General features: G+C 37.0%; 23 protein-coding genes and 2 pseudogenes. 7 read left to right on the top strand and 18 right to left on the bottom strand.

From position 1 onward, the window contains the following. Positions 1–32 precede the first annotated feature (32 nt). The 14 genes and pseudogenes from PING_RS19490 to PING_RS10085 form a co-directional block, all read right to left on the bottom strand. Positions 33–356 (bottom strand): annotated as a pseudogene (locus PING_RS19490) (YceI family protein); the annotation flags it as partial. 415 nt (positions 357–771) lie between these two features. Then, the gene (locus tag PING_RS10030; protein WP_011770261.1) at positions 772–1098 is read right to left on the bottom strand and encodes a hypothetical protein; all 327 of its coding nucleotides are present in this window, start codon (positions 1096–1098) and stop codon (positions 772–774) included. Positions 1099–1141: 43 nt separating this feature from the next. Further along, positions 1142–2104, bottom strand: coding sequence for a hypothetical protein (locus tag PING_RS10035; RefSeq protein ID WP_011770262.1), 963 nt, complete (start codon positions 2102–2104; stop codon positions 1142–1144). 775 nt (positions 2105–2879) lie between these two features. Further along, positions 2880–3416, bottom strand: coding sequence for a GNAT family N-acetyltransferase (locus PING_RS10040; RefSeq protein ID WP_011770263.1), 537 nt, complete (start codon positions 3414–3416; stop codon positions 2880–2882). Positions 3417–3731: 315 nt separating this feature from the next. Further along, complete coding sequence (locus PING_RS10045) at positions 3732–4157, bottom strand: GNAT family N-acetyltransferase (protein WP_011770264.1); 426 nt, start codon at positions 4155–4157, stop codon at positions 3732–3734. Positions 4158–4264: 107 nt separating this feature from the next. After that, complete coding sequence (locus PING_RS10050; RefSeq protein WP_041766347.1) at positions 4265–4573, bottom strand: putative signal transducing protein; 309 nt, start codon at positions 4571–4573, stop codon at positions 4265–4267. A 117-nt stretch (positions 4574–4690) separates the two neighbouring features. Then, positions 4691–4897, bottom strand: a complete 207-nt coding sequence (locus PING_RS10055; protein WP_011770266.1) for a hypothetical protein — start codon at positions 4895–4897, stop codon at positions 4691–4693. A gap of 115 nt (positions 4898–5012) precedes the next feature. Beyond that, on the bottom strand, positions 5013–5228 hold the full coding sequence (locus PING_RS21410) for a GDCCVxC domain-containing (seleno)protein (protein WP_011770267.1): 216 nt from the start codon (positions 5226–5228) through the stop codon (positions 5013–5015). Between the two features lie 183 nt (positions 5229–5411). Next, on the bottom strand, positions 5412–5627 hold the full coding sequence (locus PING_RS21415; protein ID WP_232279351.1) for a SpoIIAA family protein: 216 nt from the start codon (positions 5625–5627) through the stop codon (positions 5412–5414). A 213-nt stretch (positions 5628–5840) separates the two neighbouring features. Continuing rightward, positions 5841–6434, bottom strand: coding sequence for an SLATT domain-containing protein (locus PING_RS10065; RefSeq protein ID WP_011770268.1), 594 nt, complete (start codon positions 6432–6434; stop codon positions 5841–5843). Between the two features lie 408 nt (positions 6435–6842). After that, positions 6843–7403 (bottom strand): hypothetical protein, encoded by a 561-nt coding sequence (locus PING_RS10070; protein ID WP_041766351.1) that lies wholly within the window; start codon positions 7401–7403, stop codon positions 6843–6845. A gap of 167 nt (positions 7404–7570) precedes the next feature. Further along, positions 7571–8617 (bottom strand): NAD(P)H-dependent flavin oxidoreductase, encoded by a 1047-nt coding sequence (locus tag PING_RS10075; protein WP_011770270.1) that lies wholly within the window; start codon positions 8615–8617, stop codon positions 7571–7573. A 152-nt stretch (positions 8618–8769) separates the two neighbouring features. Further along, positions 8770–9531 (bottom strand): ion transporter, encoded by a 762-nt coding sequence (locus PING_RS10080; protein WP_232279352.1) that lies wholly within the window; start codon positions 9529–9531, stop codon positions 8770–8772. Between the two features lie 140 nt (positions 9532–9671). Further along, complete coding sequence (locus PING_RS10085) at positions 9672–9968, bottom strand: Dabb family protein (RefSeq protein WP_011770272.1); 297 nt, start codon at positions 9966–9968, stop codon at positions 9672–9674. Between the two features lie 894 nt (positions 9969–10862). Here PING_RS10085 and PING_RS10090 point away from each other — a divergent pair. The 3 genes and pseudogenes from PING_RS10090 to PING_RS10095 all read left to right on the top strand — a co-directional run bounded on the left by PING_RS10090 (position 10863) and on the right by PING_RS10095 (position 11990). Continuing rightward, positions 10863–11270: a MerR family transcriptional regulator gene (locus tag PING_RS10090; RefSeq protein ID WP_011770273.1), complete on the top strand. Its 408-nt coding sequence runs from the start codon at positions 10863–10865 to the stop codon at positions 11268–11270. Between the two features lie 148 nt (positions 11271–11418). Next, positions 11419–11718: pseudogene (locus PING_RS19960) on the top strand (mercuric transporter MerT family protein); the annotation flags it as partial. A gap of 56 nt (positions 11719–11774) precedes the next feature. Continuing rightward, complete coding sequence (locus tag PING_RS10095; protein ID WP_232279353.1) at positions 11775–11990, top strand: cation transporter; 216 nt, start codon at positions 11775–11777, stop codon at positions 11988–11990. 427 nt (positions 11991–12417) lie between these two features. Here the strand turns inward: PING_RS10095 and PING_RS10100 are convergent, their stop codons facing one another. After that, entirely contained in the window at positions 12418–12750 is a 333-nt protein-coding gene (locus PING_RS10100; protein ID WP_011770275.1) for a hypothetical protein, read from the bottom strand. A gap of 122 nt (positions 12751–12872) precedes the next feature. After that, positions 12873–13163, bottom strand: a complete 291-nt coding sequence (locus PING_RS10105; RefSeq protein ID WP_011770276.1) for a hypothetical protein — start codon at positions 13161–13163, stop codon at positions 12873–12875. A 721-nt stretch (positions 13164–13884) separates the two neighbouring features. Here PING_RS10105 and PING_RS10110 point away from each other — a divergent pair. Together PING_RS10110 and PING_RS10115 are read left to right on the top strand one after the other, a co-directional pair. Further along, positions 13885–14532 carry a flavin reductase family protein gene (locus PING_RS10110; protein WP_011770277.1) on the top strand — a complete coding sequence of 216 codons (648 nt, stop codon included), beginning with the start codon at positions 13885–13887 and terminating at the stop codon, positions 14530–14532. Position 14533: 1 nt separating this feature from the next. After that, complete coding sequence (locus PING_RS10115) at positions 14534–14965, top strand: DUF3429 domain-containing protein (RefSeq protein WP_011770278.1); 432 nt, start codon at positions 14534–14536, stop codon at positions 14963–14965. Positions 14966–15125: 160 nt separating this feature from the next. On the opposite strand, the gene PING_RS10120 is transcribed toward PING_RS10115, so the two are convergent. Next, on the bottom strand, positions 15126–16436 hold the full coding sequence (locus tag PING_RS10120; protein ID WP_198134681.1) for a YjiH family protein: 1311 nt from the start codon (positions 16434–16436) through the stop codon (positions 15126–15128). Positions 16437–16980: 544 nt separating this feature from the next. On the opposite strand from PING_RS10120, the gene yddG reads away from it, so the two are divergent. Further along, complete coding sequence (yddG, locus tag PING_RS10125) at positions 16981–17907, top strand: aromatic amino acid DMT transporter YddG (protein ID WP_011770280.1); 927 nt, start codon at positions 16981–16983, stop codon at positions 17905–17907. A 378-nt stretch (positions 17908–18285) separates the two neighbouring features. Next, on the top strand, positions 18286–19182 hold the full coding sequence (locus tag PING_RS10130; protein WP_011770281.1) for a cation diffusion facilitator family transporter: 897 nt from the start codon (positions 18286–18288) through the stop codon (positions 19180–19182). A gap of 285 nt (positions 19183–19467) precedes the next feature. On the opposite strand, the gene PING_RS10135 is transcribed toward PING_RS10130, so the two are convergent. Further along, positions 19468–19677, bottom strand: coding sequence for a cold-shock protein (locus PING_RS10135; protein WP_011770282.1), 210 nt, complete (start codon positions 19675–19677; stop codon positions 19468–19470). Positions 19678–19732: the final 55 nt, after the last annotated feature.

The following is a 19732-nucleotide window of genomic DNA, read 5'->3' on the forward strand; positions in this document are numbered from 1 at the left end:
CTATTCCCTCTGCGAGTCCATAGTCATTAGCACTAAGAATAAAAGGTTTTAGAGAAGTAACCAGCAACCTTTCGCCAAGTAACTTGAACATCGCTTGTTATCTCACGAGAAACCCCGTGAAGAGAAAGATTAAATTTAATGGATTCAATATAAGTATCACCCACATTTAATTCTGAAAGTTTATCTACATTAACAGAGCCTCTAATTTTTGCTTCCATAAAATCAGATGTTTCAAATAGTATTGCTTTCATTCTTTCATTACGGATATCTACATTTGTTTCAACACTGCTAAGATCAATATTTACCATCACTTCGCCAGCATCATTAATTGAACCATTAATTTTACTGAAGCTGTGAACCTCACCAACTGTTGATTTCTTAACCGAAACAAAGTTAAGATTTTATTCGGTTTCCTGTAGTTCCCATTGTGCAAATGCACTCGGTAATAAACATACCAATAGTAATGCTATTATCGAAACACCTTTCATAAATCAGTCTCCAATTAAATTTTATTTAACCTGCAAAATAAACCCAACAAATGCCATCGCCCTAAGAAATGATATAATTTCTCATTTTTGGCCGATCTGCGCCGCAAAGACTAATTTATATCACGACTTAATTTTAAATGTCATTTTATTTTTTAAATGCTAAAAACATGAAAAAAATCAGTTACACATTGTGTTAAGAATGTCAGGTAATCTCAGGTATAGAAGAATGATAAGATGCTATTGCATTATCAAACTGTCCAGACTGTTATTATTTACAACGCAACTATTTACAACGCAACAATAGCTTGGCCACTTTAACTGCTGCGGAACTGGCCTTTTTGATCGTCTTCGCTACCTGGTTAATTCTTTTGCTAACATCATCAATGGACTCTTTTGCATCAATTGCATTTTTTGTCACTAGATTCAATTGATCAATGGCAGCCGTTAGCTCAGGCGTATTTTCCAGTAGCGTTTTATAGGCTAATTCTGATGCTTGAATATTTAGCTTATCCCGTTCTCTACGCACATCTCTCTGCTCATCACCTTCAAGCAAAGGCCAAAGATCGTTTAGAGCATTAATTGCTTTGTTTAATTCAGACAACTCAGACATAATTGTTCTCCTAATAATTTATTTTTTTGAGTTTTCAGCTGGATTATTGACAGATAATACCTTTCTCATCATCTGATATTATCTTTGTTTCACAGCTCTTCATAAGTTCTTCCAGATCGTCCAAACTCCTATGAACAGTTTTTATATTTTTAATAGATTTAGCTATATTTTGGCTGCTAAAACGATTTTTTTTCAATTCCTCCGTCAATACACTATGCGCTTCCATGACAGATAATATTGCTTGTTGTGCTTGAACTACCGTCGCCGTTGTCGATTCCATCGCGATATATTTCTCATAAATTTCATCCAGCATTTTTTTCTTTTTCGCAAATGAAAGCTCGTCGGTCTGTGTATTATAATCAGAAAAATATCCAGCCAACTCATTTCCCTTCATTGTATATAAACGCCCTTCTATTACGCCCATCAGTAACTGATCATTTATTATATTTCCTATTATTTGCACACTAGAATCTGCTGCTATTATAATTTCCTTAAGTGCTTCCCCCCTTTTGTACTCAACGTAATAACGAGAAATTTCTGTAATAACCCGGCTTATCTTTCCACTATTTTCATCGCTTATTAAATCGCTTTCGGTTTCTTTGAATGACTTATATTGCTCATTCATTCCCTTAAGCGATGTTGACAATTTCACGCCAGCCAATGCCAATTCTTCACGCGAACCCGCATTAGCTAAATCGGATAAAGAAGCGGCATAGCCTCCAAGTGCATTATTAGCTTTGTATAGTGCGAAGTTTTTTTTGTCCGAATCCCGAATAATAATTTGTTTAATCGGATCCATATCTGATGTGACATATTTCTTATTTGATTGAGCCATCGCAACCAGTTTGTCATTAACATTGGCTTTATTATAATCACTTATTACTGTGTCGATTTTACTGGTTACATCAGCAGCAGCAATGCCAAAAGCATCAATATTACCCGTTGGTGTCGATGTACAACCTGACAAAATAAGGACTGCGAAAGATACCATTGGAACTATTCTCATGTAATTTCTCCTTTGTGTTTAAATACAACAGATTGACTCTCTGCGTTTATTGAATCTAACAAGGTTATATACAGACAACGAGGTGTAGGGAATTATTTGCTGCACAAAGTCGACAGAGATGAATTTACTTTGGCAGGATAAATCAGTGTTGCTCTTTTTTTTAAAATAAGTTTCATTACATTTCACTCTGGCGTAACACCACAAACGAAACACCCTCACCGCGTTTTTCAGAAACTCATTCTGACCGGGTGTGGTGTAGACAACCTTTTCCTACTTGCATCATATGACATGCGTAAAAGGTTCTCTGTATCCTTTAACAGTAGATGGAATATAGAAAAATTGTATTATTTTATCTTCAGTATCTGTTAATAATTTGACACCTGCTTGCTGATCTTTTTATATTGATTATTTTTTACCATTCACTCAAAATATTTAACGTTTTTTAGGCGATATATTGTTCAACCCATTTATTTAACACAGGTAATACTGACTCTGTTAAAAGAAAATAAATCGATAAGCCAAATGATTTTTTAATACCTGACGTAAATATTAACTATGCTACCGCCTAGGGAAAGGCAACAATAAAAAACGAAGAAAATATAAATGGTTTGTACGAAAATATCTGCTGAAATGAAGGTCTATGGGGAAACACAGCCCGTTGCTATAGCCTATGCTTTAGTTATCGTTAAGGTGAATTCTATACACTGCAAGCAGTGAAAATAAGTGCGCGGAGCACAACCTACGAGCTTAGTTTTTTATTTCAGAAGTTTAAAAATTAGATCACCAAATCTAGCCTTTTCAGACTTTCTTGTTGTGTCCTTAGGTAATCCACCACTTTCACTTGAAAAGAGACTTCCGAATAAAATTGCTTAAGCAGATTAATAGATGGGATGTCAGTACGCTCCATCAACGGGACTGCGCGGCCAGTGGCAACCACATAAGCATGCACATCGCGATGACGCGCCAACATTGGTTCAATAATATCTTTATACAAAGCATTTGCCAGCAAGGTGGCATAACCTTTATTACGATGTTTATGGACAGTAACGAAATGAATAACCCCTAAATCCTGATATGTAATACTTTGATGATGAACAATTTTATCAGGAGAGGCTTCGTAATTTTCAAGGAGACCATAACCAACCAACTGATCATCGGCATAAAGTTTAATGATTTCGGCCTGAATACCATAGCGCAGTTCATCATGTTTAGTTAACCAGTCAAACATGTACCACATCTTCATGTTGTCATTACCTAAGGCAAGTAACTCATGGGCACAGGTTTTAACATTGCAGTGCTCAAATCTAAGCATCAACAACCTCTTTGAATTTTTGTAAGCCAGTTAAGCTAATTAAGCTAATTAAGCTAATTAAGCTAATTAAGCCGAGGTATAATAAAAGATATTTTTGAGCAGATGACACAGAACATCCTTGTACACAATAAGAGAGGAGATATTCGCATAGTATGTCCAAGCTTGTCACTCTTTATTCTTTTCATTTTAAACAACACATTTCAGTACTGCCTGCATCAATAGCACTAAGGGTTTATCCACCAGCAAATAAGTTGATATTATTTTTGTCTTCAGTAAAGACCGTCGCAGCTATATCGCGTTCGAGTGCAGTCGTTTTTATTTGAGCACGCCAGATTTAACAGCAAGCGGTTGATTTTGAAAAATGGCCATTGCCGTCGTCATAAACTTAAAACCCAACCCCAGATAAAACCCCTCTTTACCCGGTTTCGCATACATGATTATCTTGCTATGCCCGCTGGATGCATCGATAAGTTTATTCACAAGTTGCTTACCCAAGCCCCTACCTTGATATTCAGGATGGATAACAATATCACAAATGTAAGCGCAATCTGCACCATCCGCTAACGCTCTACCAGCACCAATGAGTTTTCCAGAATCCATAACAATAAACTTGAACAAGCTGCTATTAAATACAAGTTCTAAATGTTTTGCTGACTTTTGACCAAGAGGCGCGATACGAAAAAGTTCGGATAATTCATTCCAATCTATTTCATTAAAATTGCTAGACCATGTAAATTCCACTGTAACTCCCTGAAAAAATAACGCCCTTATTAAGAAGCAATAATATAGTGGGCTAAAATATTGAGCGGAGCAAAAAAACCAAGGGTATTTTTTCCCGCTTGAACAACTTATTGTGCATTTTCACGCTGACAGTTCCAGCATATCTCAAAAGAAGGATCATTTTTCTCAGAACAATTTTTACAAATCCAATCATTTTTTTCACTACTGCTCTGCGATGATGTTGCGATTTCCAGCGCACGATCAAAATCTGAATTGTTATAAACCCAAACTTCAGGCCAGGAATCGAGGGGAGATATTTCCCCCATCGCACCCTGTGCAAATTCATTTTTAAGAAATGTATTTATTTCTTGCGCCTCAATAAGATTTTTTACATTGTTCGCAAGAAAGTGACTTTCATTGGTATAAACCATCTTCATAATTGAATACTTAATCGTGGCCATAAGCGACGTCAGGTGTGTGTTGCAACAGTTGGGAATCCACTGGAACTGATTGTTATGTGCTTATCCCTATAAATACTGATACAAACGAATAAACTATAACCTTATAAAATACGGTATCACGATTAAAATAATACCCACAATAACTAACATTGCAACACTGGTCATAAAATAGGGAAAAACAATAAGCGCTAATCCTGCGCATAGGGGAACAATTGCTCTTTGCTTTTTACCATACATTAAAAATCCCATCCCAACGCTGCTAAACAAAATACTCCAAATAATTATTGATGAACTAGCCATTTAAAAAGTCCTACTTTTATTGAATGCGAGATTACTTCAAACACTGGCATGTAGGTTACTTTTGATTTTAGCAACCGACAGCCGTTATGCATTAGTGATTAGACTTATAGTGTGTTTACGACGAACAACAAGCGCTCGAATTTTGCTGAATGGGTGGGCATGGAACAGTGCCATAAGAACAAAAAACACAACAATCACCTTTCTTAGGTTTAAGTAGCACGCCACAACTTTTGCATTCATAAAACCACTGACAAGCGTTAGTGGGCATTTTTTCAGTTTCTTGATGCCCGCACTTGGGGCATGTAATAATAGAGTCTAAAATTATTTCCATCGCTAGATTTCCTCATTTTATGGTTTTGTAATATGGTTTGGAAAAGTTTCTAGTGCATCTTACATGGCTACAAAGCCCCACTTATTATATATGGAACAACAACAACATAAGTGAATTATTCTTTGACCCATTCCCATGCATCTTGTAAGCAACTTAATTCAAAATGCTTTTCACTTACACCGACTAATTTTCCAAAGGGACTGTCTGCCGCCACCAGCCATCCCAACACGTTACTTTCAGAAATTCAGAAACAATAGCGCGTTTATTAATATTTTTAAGGTGTTTGAATATCCACTTCAAGTCTTGATAGGCTACATCAACCCCAAAATTTATTTTTCCATCCAAAACAACTAAAATATTAATCTTGTCATATTCTTCAATCAGCTTATTAAATACCACTATCCATTGATTCTCTTGTTCAACATCTATTTTTCCAGAGACTTTGCTCCCAATCCTAGCGCCTTCACTTTCTGGTCATTTTCTGATCATCTTTCCTTCCTCTTTTATGGGAAGTTTTCGACTAAATGATAACTTACCGTAATACGTCAGATTTTACTGCCTTATTAGCGCGATAATTAAATTATTCAAATCTTTTGAGTTCCTTGGCTTTAATTATTTTTTTCTCGATTCAATGCTTTTTTGAAATCTAGTTAGTTCCTTGATCATCGTCTCACCCCAGCGCCCAGTCTCCGAGAGGGTCGTTGTATATAATTCACTCGTATAATCTTGTATTAATAAAAATCCGGCATCGAGGTCTTCACTATCACCGCCCCTCGATTCCAGGTAATGGCACCATGAAATCCTGGCATCCGTAATTAACTTCTCTAATTCTAATTGAGTCGTAACAAATCTAATATGACCTTCAGTGCCGCCAAATAAAGAATTGGCGGTTAAGCAACTTGCCGCGATCGCAATGAATACATAACCATACTGAGCTAAAGATTTAAACTCTGGGTTTGCAGTTGTGGCAAGCAAGGGAAGCAGTAATCCAATAGTACCGGATACCCAAGCCGCAAATCTTGATATACCTGATATCCAGGCTCTTGTCGTACGTCGGCGATAGTAGTATGTAACTTCAGCTGCGGCTAAATCATCGACGGCGCAAAAAAGTTGAGAAAGAGACTCTGCAGCATGTTGATCATCCCACAGTAATCCTTGTGTCGCTTCTCGGAATGTCTGCAATCTGACTGGATCTTCTGGTCTCATATTTTCACCTTTTTCGATTTACTGTCTGTATTAGCAGATCGCGCTAACGGGATTGTAGAATGACTATTACAGCTAATTTTCAGAAGTAAACGAGTTCCTATAACAAATTCTAAGCGCGTTTAGGACATGAGGCAATGCCTTTGCAATATTTTAAAAAACTTTAAAACTACAAAATGAGTTATTCAGCAGCCTATTGGTATTGTTATTATTTTTGCATTTTTCTGTTTGCAACTTTTTCTGTTTGCAACAATGATGACAACCGTTATGCGACCGGTTAAAGGACTTTAAAAAGGTTTTACTGTCTTCCCTTTAAAGCCTGCCCACCAGCCGGTAAGTTGGTACTGTTTGTTTTTAGCAAAAACCGCAACCACTGTACCAAGTGTGAGGGTAGCAACTTATTAAGCCTTTTCAACAATTAAGTGGGCTTATGCCAACCCAGACCTGTTGCTCAAACCTAATTGTTGGCAGCGTTATTTTTTCACCATCAATGATAAGTAATGGACTCAATAACTCAAACTTCTTAGGCATTGGATTCGGTAATTGAATGTCGATTGAAAACCTTGTCATTCCTGGTAACGTCTTATGTGGTGCGGCATAGGGAATTGTGTTTAACTTTTTAAAGCTGTCATGTTTATTGGCAAAAACAGACAACACATTTATCGCGATATTGTTATCAAGATCAATCACTTTAAAATCTGTCGACGTAAAATTTATATTATTCCATGCGCATCCTGAAAAACCGATATAAACGATATTTTTATGTTCTCCATCATTTGCCCAGGCTCTTATATGGACACTCTGATGGGGACTCCCGATAACGATGTCGAGTAAGGATACTGTTGGCACAAACCCTTTGGCATGAACGTAGCCTCCCTCAGCTGCGGGCCTGTAGTATGTAACAGCATTAGGTACGCAACCACTTAATGTAAGAACGAGAGATAAGAATAGAATAAAGGTGTTTATTTTCATTTCATTGCCCAACGAGGCTGTAGAATTTCTCCATTTTCAGAAAAAAAACACTTTCTCAAAATTTAATTTACTTTTAAAACAATAAGTTAAAAAAGTATAAATTTTCATAAATTTATAAAAAACGAGTTATTCTACAGCCTCAACGCCTTAATAACAGGCTAAGTTTGTTAGCACCTAGCAGCAAGCCGTAAGGTTAACTTCTTTGCAGAAATCTCTTTACAGCCAGAAGTGTTTTGTCCGCTCCATAGCGGTGAAAAATCATCAGCCCCTAGCTTTTCAAAATAACCTCGTAATTGTGTCATTTCAATGGAAGCGTAAGGAAAATCTGGCGCTAAAACATTTATATAACCCAATTCTTTGATCGCCCGGTTAACAATACCGCGAGCTGGTTTACCTGAAAAAACATTCGTAATAGCCGTATGCTGAGATTTGGAATGCTTTAGTGCTGAACGGTGTAATTGAGATGTTGTTGCTTCTGTACACAACAAATAAGTTGTACCGATTTGCACCGCGCCAGCGCCAAGCAATAAAGCGGCTTGCACACCTTTACTATCGGCTATACCACCCGCTGCGATGACGGGTACGCTTACTTTATTGACAATTTGAAGGACTAAAGCTGACATGCCTACCTGAGTAGAAACATCATCGGACAAGAACATTCCCCGATGCCCACCAGCTTCGAAACCTTGAGCAATTATTCCATCAACGCCTTTAGACTCTAACCACAATGCTTCTTCAATCGTTGTAGCAGAAGAAACGACTTTAGTTCCCCAGCTTTTTACACGAGCAAGCAATTCCTTATCGGGAAGACCAAAATGAAAACTAATAAATTCAGGGTGAAATGACTCAATGGCATCTGCTACATCATGATTAAAAGGTATTCGCGTTGCACTATTAGGCAGGCTTCCACACTCAACACCCAATTCTGTAAAATACGGCTTTAATTGAGCTTGCCATTTTGATTGCTTTTTTTGATCATAGTCAGGCATCTTATGGCAGAAGAAATTAAGGTTATAGGGTTTATCCGTTGCCGCTTTAATTAGCTTGATTTCGCTAACAACTTTATCAATACTCAGCATTCCACAGGGCAATGAACCTAACCCACCAGCCTGACAGACAGCAATAGTTAATCTACTATCTTGAACGCCTGCCATTGGTGACTGAATAAGTGGAAAATCAGTTTCAAATAAACCTTTAATGTTTTCTCTACGCATCAATCATTCCCTTAAGAGTTTGCTTACCGGCAACCGTCATATGACGATATTTAACGGCTTGTAAGGCAGTAATTTGACGTTCAAAACTAACCTCATCACGAATACCTACCCTATTACCATCAGGATCATAGATATTAATAACACTAACCTAATTATTGCGAATCCGATTTGATTGCTTTGTTATCTTTTGCTGTCAAAGTCTCTTTCATTTCACTTTCACGTGCTTTTGACAAAGCAGATGCAACTAAACCGGTGGGAATTGCAACCACACCTAAACCTATCGTTAGAATAAAAAACGTAAATAGCTTGCCACCTGCAGTGACAGGATACATGTCTCCATATCCTACGGTCGTTAGCGTTGTTACTGACCACCAAAGGCTATGAAACACCGATTTAAATTGTTCTGGTTGTGCAGCGTTCTCACAATAATAAATACCAACAGCTGACAAATAAAGCATTATTACCGCGACAAAACCGAATAAAATCAATTCTTCTTTCGCTATCACTAAGGCGTGATGGAATCTACTTATTGCCTGATTATATTTAAATAACTTGAGTATCCGCACAAGACGAAGAAGCCTAAATATCCTGATTGCACGAAGATCAAAACCAGAAGCAATGTAAAAAGGCAGGATTGCAAACAAATCCACTAATCCATAGAAACTAACTATAAATTTCAATTTTCTTGTCGATATTATAAGCCGCAATAGGTATTCAAGCGTAAAGAGACCCACTGTCACTATCTCGATAATATTGAGAATGTTTTTAATCTCTAACGAGAGATCCGGCAACGTATCTATTGAAAAGGTAATAAGTGAAACAACAATTAACGACTGAACAGTGAATGTAAAAACCTTACCCGAAAAATGCTCAGTACTATCTACCATTTTTCTTATATTTTCTTTATTAATCAACGCTGACTTCCTTAAAAAAAATAATGCCTCAAACACTGACGCGTAGACTGACGCTGTTTTACTACTTTTAGTTTTTAGCAAAAATCGCGATAACTGTATCGAGTCCGCATGAGGCAACTTGTTCCCTGCTAATTATCTACTTACACCGTATAATCAAACACAACCAGATCCTCAAGTATCGGTATAAGTAGTTTTTTCAATTCACCGTGATCAGGATGCGGTAGATAGTTATCTCTGCCGGCATCATCAACAAAGTTCATCAAGACTACGTGAGTGTAGTCCTTGTTCTTCCCCTCGGGACTATCATTTAGTCCCCATTCAACTGAATGCACACCTTCTACTTTTAAGGGCATTGACTCGAAACTCGCTTTGAGCTCATTAATTTCATTTATTTTTGCAGTAGCTTTAAACTTAATTAAAAGAATATGTCTGATCATTTTTTATTTACCTATGAACGTTGGAATCGAATGGTAGTTAACAGTGTATTAGTCTGCATTCTCACTAATACACATTTAAAATGCATTAAGAATATGAAACTTGTGCATCAAGTGTGCAATAAAAGTGAAAAAACTCCTTATATCAATTAAGACTGTATATAAAAACAGTTGTATTGTAAGTAGCGTAAATATGTCACATTCCCCTTTTCTTAAATCAATACGTAGCGAATTAAAAATGGGAAAAAAGATAAGACAACCAAATATTTTCGTTTCTAAAACACCAAACCAATGCGGCTACAAAAATTTTCGACCGTTTTTCTTGCCTGAGAAATTACTTTAGCAAAGGAAATCAGGGAGCGAATTGAATGCCAGTTCAGTCTTATGAGCGGGCTAATTTCTGCGTGACCTATTTTATTTTTCTGTTGAAAAAGAAAACATCATGAAGGTCAGATCTTTCATTTTGCACAGTCAAAGACTCGCAATGAGACTATCATCAAATCTTATCAATCAGGTAGTTACACGATGAAAGAGATTGGCGGCTATTTTAAAATACATTATTCATCAGTAAGTCGTATTGTAGCGGCAAGTAAAAAACAAGATAATAAAAAATAAAAGACCTCTCCCAGTGACCTTTACAATAGACGTTTCCGGCCCGTCAAGGTTGAATAAATCATCCCTACCTTAGGCACTCATAAGCCCTAAAAGGTACACGCTTACCGAAAAAGTGTGCTGCACTTTAAAATTAATTTGATCTGCCCTAAAAATCCCCACGCTCTCTTTCGACCAACAGCGAGACACATAAACGTTTCTTACCTGTATAAATGAATAGAAAATTAATGGGTTTGGTATAACATACCCTAGCGATAATATATTCAATAAATTTAGTGAGAAAGTATGTCCTTTACAATTGGGAGGTTAGCGCAGCTAGCGGGTGTCAATATTGAAACTATTCGCTTTTATGAACGCAGAGGTTTATTGATACAGCCGATAAAACCATTAACGGGTTATCGGCAATACGATGACCAAGCGCTCAGCCGCATTCGATTTATTAAACGTGCTCAGGAGGTTGGCTTTACCTTAAGTGAAATACAAAGCTTGCTTGATATTGAATCTAATAACTGCAATAAAGTACAACATTTAGCGATGGAAAAGCTGACCTTAACGCGACAAAAAATAACTGATCTGCAACATCTTGAAAAGTCACTTCAACATTTAGTCACACAATGTGAAATAACTCAGAATAAAACTCACTGCCCCATTGTGGACTCTTTCAATAACGCTTCTTCTTTAAATAAAAAATAACCTTTATTTCACGAACCCTATTGACTCCCTACTTGGGTACGGCATGTATAGTTAATCTATTATACAAGCAGAGAGTTAAGCAATGAACCAGGTACCAGCAGAACAAAAAACCAATGCTTTCATGCCATTATAGTCTGGATTTTTAGCCGCAATTGGCTCTGGTCTGTGTTGTGCAGGCCCCTTTTTCTTATTATCCCTTGGCCTCGGTGGCGCTTGGGTAAGTAACTTAACACTGCTTGAGCCTTATCGACCTCTCTTTATTGTTACCGTTATTATTGGTTTTTCTCTCGCTGGCTACCGTATTTACCGCCCTATTAATCATTGTAAAAAAGGGACTGCTTGTGCTGTTACTGCAAATCGATTTCGCCAACAGATTATATTTTGGTTCGCTGCACTGATAGCGGCTATTTCTATTACCAGTATTTACTGGCTCCCGCTTGTCTTATAGTTAAAAATTTACATTTAGGATTTAAAAATGAAAAAATATTTATAATATTAAGCCTGTTGAACATCACAAATATCACCTTAGCAGCAGAGAAGACGGTATCGCTTCATGTGCCGGCAATGACTTGCCCTATTTGCCCGTTTACCGTTGAAAAAGCGCTGAAGGGTGTTGATGGCGTAACAACAGTCAATGTTTCTTTCGATCAAAAAACAACAGCGACAGCATTAACAGCGGCAACTAAAAATGCAGGCTACCCGTCTACTGTGAAAAATTAAGCAAGGGTTATGGTTATGGCATAAAAAATACTGCACTTCCCTTGAACGGTTTCTAAAAAACAACAGATCGCGATCATAGTGAGTGCTTCAACAGCTTTTGCTTGTAGTAGAAATTTAACAAGATACCCATGTTAAAAATTTTGTTCATCAGTCAATCGTATCGTAGCGGCGAGTAAAAAAACAAGAGAATGCAAAATGAAAGACTTGAGCCCAGTGACATACAGTGATTATTTAATAAAATAAAAAAGTTAAAAACAGAAACTGAATAGTTAAATAAGAGCCTCAATCGCCTTTAAAAAAGCTACAAGGCGAAATACCGACCAATACAGATCCCACAATTTACTATAAATAAGTAGGCACGAGCTTGTTCAACAACCAGATAAGGTGTCAGCTGTGCGATACCTATCCTTATTTGTTATATTTTTATTTATTCTACTGTTAGTCCTTGTTTTTTAAATGAAATCGCATTCTCTAAAGTGAAATTTTTAGCGATCCATTTTGATGCAGTTCTTGGGCTGAATCCTGCTTTATTCCACTCAACAATTGTTTGAGGCGATTTGATCCCTGCTTGAATCCATTCTTTGGTATCCGTTGGAGTAAAACCATTACTACGTAGAGTGCTTGCATCATAAGCTTGCACACCAATACCTTTCCATGCGTTTGCCTCTTGGTATGGCATTACATCCCAAGGGCTATATGAAGCACAACCTGTTAGAGTTAGTATCCCTGTCAATACTGCGGCTGTTACAACTTTCTTCATTATCATCTCCTTTGTTTAATGATCTTTGTGATTGATCTACTTACTACTGCTAAAAATACCAACGCCCTGCTCTCTTGTGCTAAGACTAAAGCGTCCAGTACAATTGCTTGTTATAACTTAATTTAATTAAGCTCGTAATTTACAAACCTATTCCACTTATTAATAGCATCGTTAGCAGCCTGTTGATGTGTTTCCACTGCTTCATTTTGTTTATCAACAAAATTATTAATACAATGCTTATAACGTTGCACGTCGTCATTAAAGCTATCAATCTCCCATTGAGAATTAAATTGGAAAGGCTTTGATGGTTTTGAACAAAGTGGGCTTGGTGCAAACATATCAGCGAAAGCGGGAATAGAAAAAGCCAATACCAATACTACAAAACTGGACGATATTTTATTTTTTAGTGTCACTCTGGGCCCCATCGTGAATTATAACAGTGTATTAGCCTGCATTATCACGAATATATATTTAAAATCTTATTTCTTGATAATAATTATATGATAACAGACTTACAAAACAGTTAGATAGATCCAAATCATGCTTTTAAATTGATATTTTAAAATTTAACAATACTAATTTAACAAAACACCCATGTTAATTAAAAAAAACTAATTAACCAAAAAATTAAACAACCAAAGCTTTTCGTTTCTAAAACACAGGACTAATACGGCTACGAAAATTTCCATGTTACCACTTGCTAAATCAATCTCTTTAGCAAGTGGAAACATGGAGCGAATTGAACGGCAGTTCAGGCTTATAAGCGGGACAGGATCTGCCTGTCTCTGTATACGGCATTGTGAGTTATGCGCCAGCATAGTGTTACGAAAAAAATTCTCTTTACCTTATTTTTTTGCTGTTGAAAAGCATGATTCTCTGAAGGCTTATACATAAACGATGCGCTATTAACATCACCTCTCAGAGCGTGAGATCGCCGGAAAGGACAAAAGCTGGAAGCCTATCTCGTACAACCCGTCACGGCATAGTAAAAAAATTAATAAACGAATAAAGGTCAAATTATTATTGATTGAGATCTTTTAAGCTGACACTTTCGTATCGTTATTATACAAATAATCAATATTTAGGAAGTACACCATCAATTACAAACATTATAATAGTGACGATTTATCCCAAATGGATAACCGTTACCGCGCCCAGTTTATAAACAGCTTGTCCGGTTTTAAGAGCGTTAACCTTATTGGCACGCAGGATTCCAACGGACAAACTAATCTTGCGATATTTAGCTCAGTTGTACACTTAGGCGCGTCACCTGCATTGGTTGCTTTTGTTATGCGGCCGGATAACGGATCAAGACATACTCTTGATAACATTATCAGCACAGAGCATTACACTATAAATCAAGTATCAGCTCAATTTTATCAGGCAGCTCACCAAAGCTCTGCTTGCTATCCAAAAGAGGAAAGCGAATTTACCCGCTTAGACTTATCAGAAAGTTATATTAGCGATATTAATGCCCCCTTTGTTAAAGAAAGTCGCTTGAAGTATGCGGTTAAGTTAAAAGAAATCCTGCCAGTCTCGAGTAATAACACCCAGTTTATTATTGGGGAAATCACCCATGTCATTTGCGATGAGAGTGCTCTAAAAGACGATGGTTATATCGATATAGAAGCCTTAGAAACTGTGACTGTCTCCGGGTTAGACAGTTATCATATAAGCGTACGACTGGCTCGTTTAAGTTATGCAAAACCTGACAAGTCCTCAACTGAGATTTCATTAAATGGCTCAGAAAATGTTAGTGCTGACGCCAGGGGTAAAAGCTAAAATGAGAATATGGCAATGGCTGGGCTACCTAGGACTTATTCCCTTTGTGGCTTGCCTGTGGTTATTAGAAATATCTATTAACAGCTCTGCAAATAATTTATTGTTTAATCCGCAACAAGCTTTTCTTTTTTACAGTGCGATTATACTGAGTTTTCTAGCGGGGGCTTTATGGCGGAAAGACACACTAACCCCACATATCGCAACGCAAATTATCAGTAATTTTTTGTGTCTATATGCTTTTGTCTGTCTGTTTATGCCAATATTTTATGCCTTGATGTTTTTACCTATTGGCTATTTTAGTTTATTTTTCGTTGAATATGTTCTGTGCAATAACAAAGAGAAAGCCTATACAACGTCTTATTTTCTCATGAGATTAAGACTAACTGTGTTAGTCATTTTTTTGCATGCAGCGGCGCTTATGTTATGGTTTTAACAAAGAAAAAAAGTCAATATAAATGAGTTACACCTTCAAACAGCAGTGTCTATCGAGTCTGTTTGAAGGTGTGTTTTTCGCAAAAAATAACTGTTGTTAGTTGTCATCACCTGAGGAAGATATAAAGCCCACAATCGAAGTGAGCATGAGCTTTATAATATTAGTTAAAAAGGAATAATGCTGTTGGAATGGCTAACACTAAACTTAGAGCGGTACGAATAAACCAAATAATAACTAACTTAGGCACATTTAATGGGATTTTAGTCGAAAGAATACATGGAATTGACGCAGAGAAAAAGAGGATTGACGATATCGCAACAACCCCTGCCGAAAAGCGTGCAATAATATCCGCATCTTTCATTAATAATGCAGGTAAGAACATTTCAGCCAACCCCGATGCGCTAGCTTTAGAGAGTTCCATCGCATTATCTATACCAAATGCCCATGGAATTGGATAAAAAAAGTAACCAATCCAATTAAACAGCGGCGTGTATTTAGCCAATAATAAACCGATTAGACCGACTGACATAATTGAAGGTAAAATGCTGATTGTCATCAGTAAACCATCTTTAAAGTTAACTAATATACTTTTGCCAAGGGGTTGTGCTTTTTCGGCTACTTCCATGCCACTTTCAATTGCTTTGGACAGTCTATTGCCTGAATTGCAATTAGGCTCTCTAAATTTTGCATCGTTATTCATTGTTGATAACGGAGGAATACGTACAGTAATGGCTGTGATAATAAATGTAATTAATAGTGTTATCCAAAAATATAGATTCCAAAATTCCATCAAGTTTAATGTTTTTGCAACAATAATCATAAAGGTTGCTGAAACAGTTGAAAAACCTGTTGCTATTATTGCCGCTTCTCGTGCAGAGTAATGACCAGAAAGATATACTCGGTTGGTAATAAGCAAACCGATTGAATAACTGCCAACAAAAGAAGCAACAGCATCAATTGCAGAACGACCGGGTGTGCGCCAAATTGGTTGCATAATCTTTTGTAAAAGAATACCAATGCTTTCTAACAAACCGTAGCTTATTAAAAATGCTAGAAATACCGAACCAATGGGTACAATTAAACCGACAGAGATAACCAGTTTATTGAATAAAAAAGGTAGCATATCTGGGGTTTGCAGAAAAGTGGGGCCAGATTTTGTTATAGCCAGAGCAGCTGCGACAACCCCGAGCCATTTTAATAAAAGAAAAATTTTGTTAGTAAGACTGCTACGCCATTCATTGCTAATAATTGGATAAATTGCACCCGCGAGAATCATTATCATTGCATACCAGGCAGTTCCTGTTCCAAGCGTTGCTTTCAGCCATCCTACAATTTGGTCTAAAGGAATACTTTGCTTACCAGCAACCGTAATTGGAATAAAAAAGATAAATATACCAATACCACTTAAGCCAAATAACCTACTCCAAATAAAAAATTGTGATAGATTCGATTTTATCAATTGGTTCATCATATTCTCCATATAATGTAAAATTTTTGTTAACAATGCAGGGTGCATGGTTAACAATATGTTATACAATTACAATAAAATGTGTATACATTTAAGTGCGATCGACAAGTTATAATGAATGATTTGTGACTGATGTTAATTTTTCACTGCTGTATTTATCTATTCCCTCTCTATACCTAAGACTTTAGTCAACAAATCTAGAGAGAAATAAAATAATTGTATATACACAATAGTAAATTTTATATTAATAAAAAAATCAAGTTATCACTCAATATTTGCGAGGGTTTGTGCGATGGGAAAAGCGGATATTCAAAATTTTTATTATCTGCAAATTGGATTCTCCCCAAATCTAAAGCCTGTGATACGGCGAAAAAGTCGAGTAAGACAAATTGATCTTCGTCCTTTTATTGCAGAAAAACCAAGGATATTTTATCTACTATCATTGTTATTCATAATACATTCACTTATTTTTGCTTCATATAATAAGCCGTATTTGTTAGCCTTCATTATCGTGCAAATCTGATAGACAAACACAAAAGGAATTATCTTGAATAACATACATAAATGCACCATTGCAGGCTGCTTGGCTATTCTAATATGGAGTACAACGGTTGGGTTGGTGCGCAATGTGGCGGAACAATTAGGTCCTATTGGTGGTGCTGCAATGATTTATTCTGTGAGTGCTGTGTTTCTTTTGGTATTTCTTGGTGCGCCCCGCTTTAAAGTCTTCTCGTTAAAATACCTTCTGATCGGTGGAACACTGTTTGTCAGCTATGAAATTTGCTTATCGCTTGCCTTGGGAATGGCTAATAACCGCATTCAAGCAGTCGAAATGGGCGTCATTAATTATTTGTGGCCATCTTTAGTGGTATTACTCGCGGTGTTTACCAGTAAGAAGCCGGTTGATAAAAGACTTTATCCGGCGATAGCCCTGTCGTTTTTTGGTGTAGCTTGGACGGTGAGTGGTGATGGCGGGCTTTCGATTAGTCAATTGGCCGGTAATATAGCAACCAACCCTTTAAGTTACTCAATGGCGCTCGGTGGGGCTTTTATTTGGGCATTTTACTGCAATATCACTAAGCGACTGGCGAACGGAAGAAATGCTATTACCTGGTTCTTTATCGCCACCGCGATAGCTTTGTGGATCACCTATTTTATGAGTAATGAACCTGCCATCGCTTTTACATCAGGTGCGGCAGTTGATTTATTGATAACGGGCGTTGCGATGGGCAGCGGATATGCATTATGGAACATAGGTATTATTGGCGGCAATATGATGCTGCTGGCAACCCTGTCATATTTCACGCCTTTATTATCTACTTTCTTCTCCGCATTGATTTTGAATATTGAACTCACTGCAACGTTTTGGCAAGGCGTGGTAATGGTGACTATTGCCTCCTTACTTTGTTGGTGGTTTACCCGAGAAAAACCTTCTCCTGCAGTAGATGTTACCCGACCTATCAAGGTTGAATAAGTTGCCATATGTTGCCATATGTTGAACGTTGTCAAATTAACAAGCTTCTCATTCAGAATAGCCCGGTGTCAGACTCATTTTTGATAACGATTAGAAACCCGTTCAGCAAATGGAACACATTGATTAAACGGTAGGAATTGTCTTAGGTAATGATAATTTAAAAGCTAAAGAAGATAGAAAATGTAGTTTGTCCCGGCTTTATTTTTTATAATGACGATAACAGCCCTTAATTAAACTGACGCTATAGAATTAAAAATAATCTTACCGGTAGGCTTATTGCCCTATTTATTGGGGTAATAAGTTGAGGTCTTATCAGTATTGGTGAATTTTTTAATACGATTTAATGATAATATAAGAAAAAAAATAAAGGTCTATCCTATGTCAGAACACCATCACCATCACCCAGTAAGCGGTAAAAATCTTTTTATCACTATTGTGTTAAATATCATTATCACTCTCTCGCAAATAGTTGGCGGAATACTCTCAGGTTCGCTTGCACTGTTAAGTGATGCGATGCATAACCTGAGTGATGTGGTCGCTTTATTAATTGCCTATTGGGCAAATAAAATTTCATCAAAACCAAAAAACAATCAAAAGACGTTTGGCTATAAAAGGGCTGAGATCATAGCGGCACTTTTTAACGCATCGGCACTTTTTGGTATCGCACTTTTTCTTATCATAGAAGCTATCCATAAATTCTTAAATCCAGAGACCATAGATTCTATACTCGTTATTGCGTTAGGATTTTTAAGTATCGTTTTAAATGCCATCAGCGTACTTCTCATAAAAGATGATGCCAAGCACAACATGAATATGAAAGCTGCTTATGTTCACCTACTTACCGATGTGATGACATCGGTTGCAGTGGTTGTTGGCGGGCTATTGATGTACTATTTTAACTTGTTTTGGATAGATTCAATTATCACGGTTTTAATTGCAGGTTATCTTATAAAAGCATCTTATGCTTTGATTGTAGAGTCCATCTCAATATTAATGCAAAGTGTTCCAGACGACATCAATATAGATGAGCTAAAAATAGACATAGAAAAGTATGAACCCATTGATAATATTCACCATCTTCATATTTGGAAATTAGACGATCACGATATACATTTAGAGGCGCATATTGATTTCAATGAAAATTTAGCATTAAAAGAGGTAACAAAAATTTGCGATGAAATTTCTGATGCTATCAAAAAGAAATATCATATCACCCATATGACGATACAACCTGAATATGAAAAAAATGATAATAAAGAATTGATTTATTCTTAGGAGCAGAAGATAAAAAGACAGGCCGGGCTTCGAACTTTCGGGCTTCGAACTTTCGAGCTTCGAGCTTCGAGCTTTGAGCTTCGAGCTTTCGAGCTGCGAGCCTTCGAGCCTTCGAGCCTTCGAGCCTTCGGGCTTCGAGCTTTGAGCTTTGAGCTGCAGGCTTTCGAGCCTTCAAGCTGTGGGCTTCGTGCTTTAAAATAAGCAAAAAAAATGGCAAACCCGCAAAGGTTTGCCATTTTTTTAATCTTAAATCAGCTCTCTATGAGAGCTAAATATCACCGAAAATTAAAGTCCTACGATACTGTCTGCTTGCGGGCCCTTTGGACCTTGGCTTACAGTGAATTCTACTTTTTGGCCTTCAGCTAACGTTTTAAAACCTTCGCTTGCAATAGCACTAAAGTGAACAAATACATCTGGACCAGATGCTTGCTCGATAAAACCAAAACCTTTCGCTTCGTTGAACCATTTAACGGTTCCTTGTTCTTTATTAGACATAATAACAATATCCTGTAATTTTAATGTAGGGTGCCTTTAAAAGGCTTGAATAGCG

This window comes from Psychromonas ingrahamii 37 (assembly GCF_000015285.1).
In the GTDB taxonomy this organism is placed as follows: domain Bacteria; phylum Pseudomonadota; class Gammaproteobacteria; order Enterobacterales; family Psychromonadaceae; genus Psychromonas; species Psychromonas ingrahamii.

Bases quoted from the DNA above. Each gene is read 5' to 3' on its own strand.
- PING_RS10090 (WP_011770273.1), top strand. From the start codon at position 10,863: ATGTCCTTTACAATTGGGAGGTTAGCGCAGCTAGCGGGTGTCAATATT.
- PING_RS10100 (WP_011770275.1), bottom strand. From the start codon at position 12,750: ATGAAGAAAGTTGTAACAGCCGCAGTATTGACAGGGATACTAACTCTA.
- PING_RS10115 (WP_011770278.1), top strand. From the start codon at position 14,534: ATGAGAATATGGCAATGGCTGGGCTACCTAGGACTTATTCCCTTTGTG.
- PING_RS10120 (WP_198134681.1), bottom strand. From the start codon at position 16,436: ATGATGAACCAATTGATAAAATCGAATCTATCACAATTTTTTATTTGG.
- PING_RS10135 (WP_011770282.1), bottom strand. From the start codon at position 19,677: ATGTCTAATAAAGAACAAGGAACCGTTAAATGGTTCAACGAAGCGAAA.
- PING_RS10065 (WP_011770268.1), bottom strand. From the start codon at position 6,434: ATGAGACCAGAAGATCCAGTCAGATTGCAGACATTCCGAGAAGCGACA.
- PING_RS10075 (WP_011770270.1), bottom strand. From the start codon at position 8,617: ATGCGTAGAGAAAACATTAAAGGTTTATTTGAAACTGATTTTCCACTT.
- PING_RS10085 (WP_011770272.1), bottom strand. From the start codon at position 9,968: ATGATCAGACATATTCTTTTAATTAAGTTTAAAGCTACTGCAAAAATA.
- PING_RS10050 (WP_041766347.1), bottom strand. From the start codon at position 4,573: ATGAAGATGGTTTATACCAATGAAAGTCACTTTCTTGCGAACAATGTA.
- PING_RS10130 (WP_011770281.1), top strand. From the start codon at position 18,286: ATGTCAGAACACCATCACCATCACCCAGTAAGCGGTAAAAATCTTTTT.
- PING_RS10035 (WP_011770262.1), bottom strand. From the start codon at position 2,104: ATGAGAATAGTTCCAATGGTATCTTTCGCAGTCCTTATTTTGTCAGGT.
- PING_RS10110 (WP_011770277.1), top strand. From the start codon at position 13,885: ATGGATAACCGTTACCGCGCCCAGTTTATAAACAGCTTGTCCGGTTTT.
- PING_RS10040 (WP_011770263.1), bottom strand. From the start codon at position 3,416: ATGCTTAGATTTGAGCACTGCAATGTTAAAACCTGTGCCCATGAGTTA.
- PING_RS10055 (WP_011770266.1), bottom strand. From the start codon at position 4,897: ATGGCTAGTTCATCAATAATTATTTGGAGTATTTTGTTTAGCAGCGTT.
- PING_RS10070 (WP_041766351.1), bottom strand. From the start codon at position 7,403: ATGAAAATAAACACCTTTATTCTATTCTTATCTCTCGTTCTTACATTA.
- PING_RS21410 (WP_011770267.1), bottom strand. From the start codon at position 5,228: ATGGAAATAATTTTAGACTCTATTATTACATGCCCCAAGTGCGGGCAT.
- PING_RS10030 (WP_011770261.1), bottom strand. From the start codon at position 1,098: ATGTCTGAGTTGTCTGAATTAAACAAAGCAATTAATGCTCTAAACGAT.